This window comes from Herbaspirillum lusitanum P6-12 (genome assembly GCF_000256565.1).
Lineage (GTDB): Bacteria > Pseudomonadota > Gammaproteobacteria > Burkholderiales > Burkholderiaceae_D > Herbaspirillum > Herbaspirillum lusitanum.
The window spans coordinates 1-6,384 of record NZ_AJHH01000636.1 but is presented as its reverse complement, the minus strand read 5'-3'; the positions used below and the strand labels follow the sequence as shown (position 1 = coordinate 6,384).

Here is a 6,384-nt window from a genome sequence, read left to right as displayed (position 1 = left end):
TGGGCCTGCGATGTGCGCGACGCCGCGCGCTGCAACGCCGTAGTCGCCGAAGTCGTCGCCGCTTTAGGCCGCGTCGATACGTTGGTCAACAATGCCGGCGTCAGCCAAGCGCACCGCATCATGGACAGTTCGCCGGACGACTACGACATCGTGATGGACGTCAGTCTGCGCGGGGCATATCACATGTCGCGGGCCGTGATTCCTGGCATGCGAAGCAAGAAGAGCGGCACCATCGTTTGCATGGGATCGGTGGCAGGCCAGCGCGGCGGCGGCATCCTGGGCGGACCGCATTACGCGGCGGCGAAGGGCGGCGTGCAGTCGCTCGCCAAGGCGATGGCGCGCGAGCTGGGACCGGACGGCATTCGCGTCAATGCGGTGGCGCCGGGACTGGTTGATACGGAACTGCTGATCGGCAAGATCGACGACAGCGGCAAGCAGCGCGTTGCGGAAACCACGCCGCTCGGTCGCCTGGCCAAGCCGCTGGATATCGCCAACTGCATCCTGTTCCTGTCCTCGGACATGTCGGCCTATGTAACGGGTGTGGTGCTGGATATCAACGGCGGTCTACACATTCATTGAAACAAGGCTAGAGTTGGCGTAGCGAGGACGGATGGAACGCCTGTCCGTCTTCTCTTCGCGAATCAAATAACAAGAAACAAGAGAGACATCAAGTGACCGATACGTACGACTATGTGATTGTGGGCGCCGGTTCCGCCGGATGTGTGCTGGCCAATCGCCTTTCGCGCGACGCCGGCTATCGCGTGCTGTTGCTGGAAGCCGGCGGCGAAGACAGCAATATCTGGCTCAAGATCCCGGCGGGCGTGCCGCGCGTGGTGGGACATCCCGATTTGACCTGGGGCTACATGTCGGAGCCGGAGCCGGGTCTGAACAACCGCAAGATCATCTGGCCGCGCGGCAAGACGCTGGGCGGCAGCTCCTCTATCAACGGTCACGTCTACATGCGCGGCAATCCGGGCGACTACGACGGCTGGGAGGCGATGGGCAACGTCGGATGGGGATGGAAGGATGTGCTGCCGTATTTCCGCCGCAGCGAGAGTCACTTCACCGGCGCCAGCGACCTGCACGGTGCCGACGGCGAACTGCACGTATCGCAACTGGCCGAGCCGCACGACGCCTCGAAGGCGTTCGTCGCCGCCGCGCAGCATATCGGCATTGAGCGCAACGACGATTTCAACGGCGCCACCCAGGAAGGCGTGGGCTATCTCCAATTTTCCATTCATAAGGGCGTGCGCGATTCGGCCTCGGCGGCCTTCCTGCATCCCGTGCGCAACCGCCGCAATCTGACGGTGCTGACGCATGCGCTGGCCGAAAGCCTGGAGTTCGAAGGCAAGCGGGTCACCGGCGTGCGTGTCCGGGTCAACGGCAATGTGCGTGTGGTACATGCATCGCGTGAAGTGATCCTCAGCGGCGGCACCATTAATTCGCCGCAGCTGCTCATGTTGTCCGGCATCGGTCCCGCCGAGCAGCTGCAGGCCATGGGCATTCCGGTGAAGATGAATGTGCCGGCGGTCGGACAAAATCTCCACGATCATATATACGCGCATTGCCTGGTTAGCGTGGACCCGACGTTCTCGATCAATCGCATGATCTCGAGCAACTGGCGGATGATCCCCGACGTGTTCAAGTACCTCGCGACCCGGCGTGGATTGCTCACGTCCGCAGCCGCCCAGGTGGGTTTGTTCGTGCGTACTGAGCAGGGCTTGCAGTATCCCGATCTACAGGTGCAGATGCGGCCGTTCAGCATGATCAGTAAATCCGCCGGCATGTACAAGGCCGAGCCGGCGGGAGGGGGCGCCGGCGGTGACCGCGTCGTGCACGTTGCTGCGGCCTTATTCGAAAGGCGAGGTTACCTTGCGGTCCGCCGATGCGACCCAGGCGCCGCGCATGGTCGCCAACTACCTGACCGATGACCGTGATCTTCCGCCGCTGATGGAGGGCTTGCGCATGATCCGCCGCATTTTCGCCGCGGATCCTTTCCGGCCAAAACTGCGGGACGAGATCATGCCCGGCACGGCTCACCAGAGCGACAAGGAACTGATTTCTTACCTGCGCGGCAACGCTCAGTCCATGTATCACCCGGTCGGCACATGCCGCATGGGTGTCGACGCCGGTGCGGTCGTGGATCCCGAACTGAAGCTGAATGGCTTCGAGGGTGTCCGCGTGGTCGATGCTTCGGTGATGCCGCGGATTCCATCTGGAAACACTAATGCCCCGACAATCATGATTGCTGAAAAAGCAGCCGACATGATCATCGCGGAACGCCAGCTCGTTCGCCCCTGAGGACAGGATCCCGCCATGCCGATACAAGTACATCCCGAGGACGCGCTGTTCATGGGGGAGAAGACCTTCCCGCCTTTGCCGGTCTGCGAGCACTTCGCGGGAAATGAAAAACTGATCCGCAAGGCATTGCAGATACAGGAGCGGCTTGGACCGGTGTTCGATATCACCTGCGATTGCGAAGACGGTGCGCAGGCCGGCGATGAAATCGGACATGCCAGCATGGTGGCCGAACTGGTGCGGACTGCCTCCAACTCGGATGGCCGTATCGGCGTTCGTATCCACGACAGATCGCACGCCTCGTGGCGCAGCGACGTCGACATCGTCGTCGGCAGGGCTGCCTCGGAACTGGCCTACGTGACGATCCCAAAGTCCACCAGTGTGGCCGGTGCACGTGAATGCATCGACTACATCCAGCAAACGGCGCGCTCCGCCGGACGCGCTACGCCGCTTCCGGTGCATATCTTAGTCGAAACCCATGCCGCCTTGCGTCATGTCTACGCGCTGGCAGAACTGCCGCACGTGGAAGTGCTCGACTTCGGGCTGATGGACTTTGTCAGCAGTCACCATGGCGCGATTGGAGCGGATGCACTGAGAAGTCCGGGCCAGTTCGAGCATGCGCTGCTGACGCGCGCCAAGGCCGATGTGGTTGCCGCGGCCTTGGCTGCCGGGGTGGTGCCGTCGCATAACGTCTGTCTGAACCTCAGAGATGCCGCAGTGATCCGCGGCGACGCCTTGCGCGCCTCCAGGCAGTTCGGCTTCCAGCGCATGTGGAGCATTCATCCTTCCCAGATTGAGCCGATCGTAGCTGCGCTGCGTCCCGACATGAACGAGGTCGAGGATGCAAGCGCGATTCTGGTCGCCGCGCAGGACAATCAGTGGGGGCCAATTCAATTTAAGGGAGAGTTGCACGACCGTGCGACGTACCGGTACTTCTGGTCCTTGCTGAAACGCGGGCATTCCACATGCGCTCCTTTGCCAGCGATTGTGGTTCAGCGATTCTTCGCCTGACGCTATACTGCTATCAGTACAGAACGACCTAATATATTCGATTGCACGCGAAATGCTGAATGGCATGGAAATCAGCTTGAGTGTGTGCGAAGAGGTAGAAAGTGCCTTCTATGATATTCGTAGGCTTACGAATCCGTACTCCGACTTCCATGCACCAAGCGCGACTCGTTGTTATGCTTATGGAGTCGATTCAGATATATTGAAAGCGCCGGTGATCCTTAAAATTACTTTAGGAGGAACCACGGCTAGATGGAAAAATCTTCTCCGAAAATTAACACCGGAACACAGAAACTGTTGTGGAAAGTGATTTAGATTGACTGGTTAGCATTTCAGTAGATGCATATATCTGTTCTACCAGCGCTGCGTTTTGTTGTGTTGTTTGGTCAATGTCCTCCAACGCATGGTGAATTTTGTCCAACGCAGTATTCTGTTCTTTTGTGCCGGAAGCAACTTTAACCATCATCGTATCTACTGTCGATATCGCTTTAGACAGTTGATCAATAGCGCTCGCCGCTGCTGAAACCTTTACTTGGCCAGCGTTAGTACGTTGCATTGAGTTTTTGATGAGGTCCTTGATATTTTCAGTCGCTTCAACTGAGCGAGTCGCCAGTAACCGCACTTCCTTTGCAACTACGGCAAAACCTCTACCGTGCTGTCCGGCTCTTGCTGCTTCAACTGCTGCATTCAGCGCAAGTAAATTGGTTTGCGCAGCAATGGATTCAATTGTTGAAACTACCGAGTTCATCTGACGTGAACTTTCAACGATTTCCGCCATACATTTGACTGCTGCACTTACCGCCTGAATACCTTCTTCAGAAATGTTCTGTGCCTCGCTAGCGCACTTTTCTGCGTTTCTGGCTATGTTCGCAGTCTCTGCAACCATATGTATAAGCTCTCCCAAGCCAGATGTAATTTCTGCAGTGGATGCGGCCTGGCTTTCGGTTCGCCGAGACAAATCCAAATTTCCCATTGATAGTTCGCCTGAGGCTATGCTCATGGACGAAATTCCGCTGCGGATTTCTTCGATCATTGAAATGAGGCTTTTACGCATGAGCGTCAGAGCATTTTCCAAAAGTCCCAGATCTCCTGCTGCCTTATGTTCGTTTTGGCCCTCTAACTCTCCGGATGATATGAGATGGAGTTCATTGATTGATTTTCGAAGTGGCAAAAACCATGTCTGATAAGCAAGTGCGAGAACTGCGCCCACGCTGACAATTGAGACAATACTGCTGATTAGAAGCAGCTTGTTAAAACTGATTTGGGCGGTGCTTTCAGAAAAAAAATAAGTAAAAAGAAGCGTTGTAGCGCACGGTATTGCAATACATAGTGCGATCGCAACCGACACGCGTCTCCAAAGAAATAAGTTGAGGCCAGCAGCTATTCCTCTGAAAACTAATTTCCCAGCTCTTATTCCGAAGATTTTAGGATGAGTTGTTATTCGTTTATATAGTTTCTTTGTTTTGTTTATCTCATGTTCGCTTGCCATCGTGCGTACAGCAGTCGAACCTGTGAGTTTTCCGTTCTCATACCAAGGGGAGATGCTTGTCGTCGACCAGAACGTAGAGCCATCTCGGCATTTCACGGCCAGGACGCCCTCCCAACGTTGACCTCCCAGTACGGTGGCGCGTATGTCTTCTCCAATTATCTTGGGCGTCGTCAGATCTGAGTAGCGCAAGAACGATGAACCGATTACCTCTTCGAGCGTATAACCCGTTGCTCGAGCGAAAGCCTGATTTGCATAGGAAATTTCTGTATTGTTTGTTCTGGTAATCATGTATTCCACGCCTTGCGCGGCTGACGTGTGTTTTTTTGTGACGGCCATGTCGCCCCCTCTCTCTAATTGGAACCAAATAAGGATGCTCTGTGTATGCGTCTCAATTTAGCGTTCTTGCAGACTTGGAAACAAACGATTTTTTTATAAGATATAACCACTAAAAATTGATGCTGTAGAAGCCGCTCCTCGTTTTTACGTCCCATGCATGAAGTGCGGTAATGCATCGCCGCATCTAAAGTCGTTTGTCGGACCATTTTTTTTCACAGACTATCGTTTTCAAATCTGATATCTGTGGAGGAGTAGAAGATGGATTCTGGGGATCGCGATGTAAAAACTATCGAGCAAGCAATGGAAGAAAGGCCCCTTGGTTGGTACCAATGGCGGATCCTTTTTATTTGCTTCATCTGTCTCATGGTCGACGGTTTTGACGCGCAAGCTCTTGCTTACGTAGCGCCGGTGATGCGACAAGAGCTTGGAATATCAACCTCGGAGCTGGGCCTGATATTCAGTTCGAGTTTGATTGGCATGTTGTTTGGCGCTTTTCTGCTAAGCCCTCTCGCAGACCGCTTTGGGCGCCGGCCAATGATGATTGCTGCAATGGGGATTTGCTCTGTTGCAATGCTGTTGGCGCCAGCGACCGCTTCTTTTTCTTCCTTGGTTGCGATTCGTTTTGTAACAGGTCTTGGGCTAGGTGTGATTCTTCCCAATGCTTTGGCATTGGTTTCTGAGTTCTCACCGGAGCGGCGTCGGAGCATTTTGGTGATGCTGACCAGCCTGGGATTGCCAGCGGGTGCGGCCCCGGGAGGATTGATCGCAGCTGCATTGATTCCTGCCCATGGCTGGCGCTCGGTATTTATTTTTGGTGGCGTCACGTCTCTTTTAGTTACGGCAATAGTTTTTTGTTTTCTGCCCGAATCTTTGCGTTTTCTAGTCGAAGCAGGCAAAGCGCAATCGATATCCGCTAACCGATCTCTGAGAAATCTTTTTGGGCGTGAGGCTTCAAATGTGGAGCTTCATAAGAAGGAAAAAACGCAAAACTGGTCGAGCATAACGGCCCTTTTTTCCGACGGGAGAAGAGCTGGTACGTTTCTATTTTGGACAGTGACTTTCTGTAATCTGTTGTGCCTGTATTTCTTGGCAAACTGGTTGCCTGTTCTATTGCGAGACCAAGGATTGGATCTCGGATCTGCGCTTCTAGCAGCGTCGGCGATGCAAGCTGGCGGACTGCCAGGAGTGGTATCGATCAGCTATTTCTCGCGGAAGTTCGGCTCCACGTCGACTCTTTGCGTGACCTATTTAAT

The 6,384-nt window shown here is 54.7% G+C and carries 6 protein-coding genes; 5 read left to right on the top strand and 1 reads right to left on the bottom strand.

Features of this window, described 5'->3' with window-relative positions; genetic code table 11:
* From HLUSI_RS0120905 to HLUSI_RS0120895, 4 genes are all read left to right on the top strand, one after another.
* Positions 1-579 (top strand): SDR family NAD(P)-dependent oxidoreductase (locus HLUSI_RS0120905; RefSeq protein ID WP_016835800.1); only part of this gene is annotated, 579 nt, incomplete at its 5' end.
* Between the two features lie 92 nt (positions 580-671).
* Positions 672-1,931, top strand: a complete 1,260-nt coding sequence (locus HLUSI_RS29890) for a GMC family oxidoreductase (protein WP_050977754.1) — start codon at positions 672-674, stop codon at positions 1,929-1,931.
* A complete protein-coding gene (locus HLUSI_RS31135) occupies positions 1,906-2,301 on the top strand; it encodes a GMC oxidoreductase (RefSeq protein WP_016835799.1) in 396 nt (131 codons plus the stop codon). The genes HLUSI_RS29890 and HLUSI_RS31135 overlap by 26 nt, the downstream gene beginning before the upstream one ends.
* 15 nt (positions 2,302-2,316) lie before the next feature.
* The gene (locus HLUSI_RS0120895) at positions 2,317-3,309 is read left to right on the top strand and encodes an HpcH/HpaI aldolase/citrate lyase family protein (protein WP_016835798.1); all 993 of its coding nucleotides are present in this window, start codon (positions 2,317-2,319) and stop codon (positions 3,307-3,309) included.
* Between the two features lie 271 nt (positions 3,310-3,580).
* On the opposite strand, the gene HLUSI_RS29885 is transcribed toward HLUSI_RS0120895, so the two are convergent.
* A complete protein-coding gene (locus tag HLUSI_RS29885; RefSeq protein ID WP_040503742.1) occupies positions 3,581-5,131 on the bottom strand; it encodes a methyl-accepting chemotaxis protein in 1,551 nt (516 codons plus the stop codon).
* Positions 5,132-5,389: 258 nt separating this feature from the next.
* On the opposite strand from HLUSI_RS29885, the gene HLUSI_RS0120885 reads away from it, so the two are divergent.
* Positions 5,390-6,384 (top strand): MFS transporter (locus HLUSI_RS0120885; protein WP_016835796.1); only part of this gene is annotated, 995 nt, incomplete at its 3' end.

Coding starts and splice junctions, on each gene's coding strand:
- HLUSI_RS31135 (WP_016835799.1), top strand. CDS start 1,906: ATGGTCGCCAACTACCTGACCGATGACCGTGATCTTCCGCCGCTGATG.
- HLUSI_RS0120895 (WP_016835798.1), top strand. CDS start 2,317: ATGCCGATACAAGTACATCCCGAGGACGCGCTGTTCATGGGGGAGAAG.
- HLUSI_RS29885 (WP_040503742.1), bottom strand. CDS start 5,131: ATGGCCGTCACAAAAAAACACACGTCAGCCGCGCAAGGCGTGGAATAC.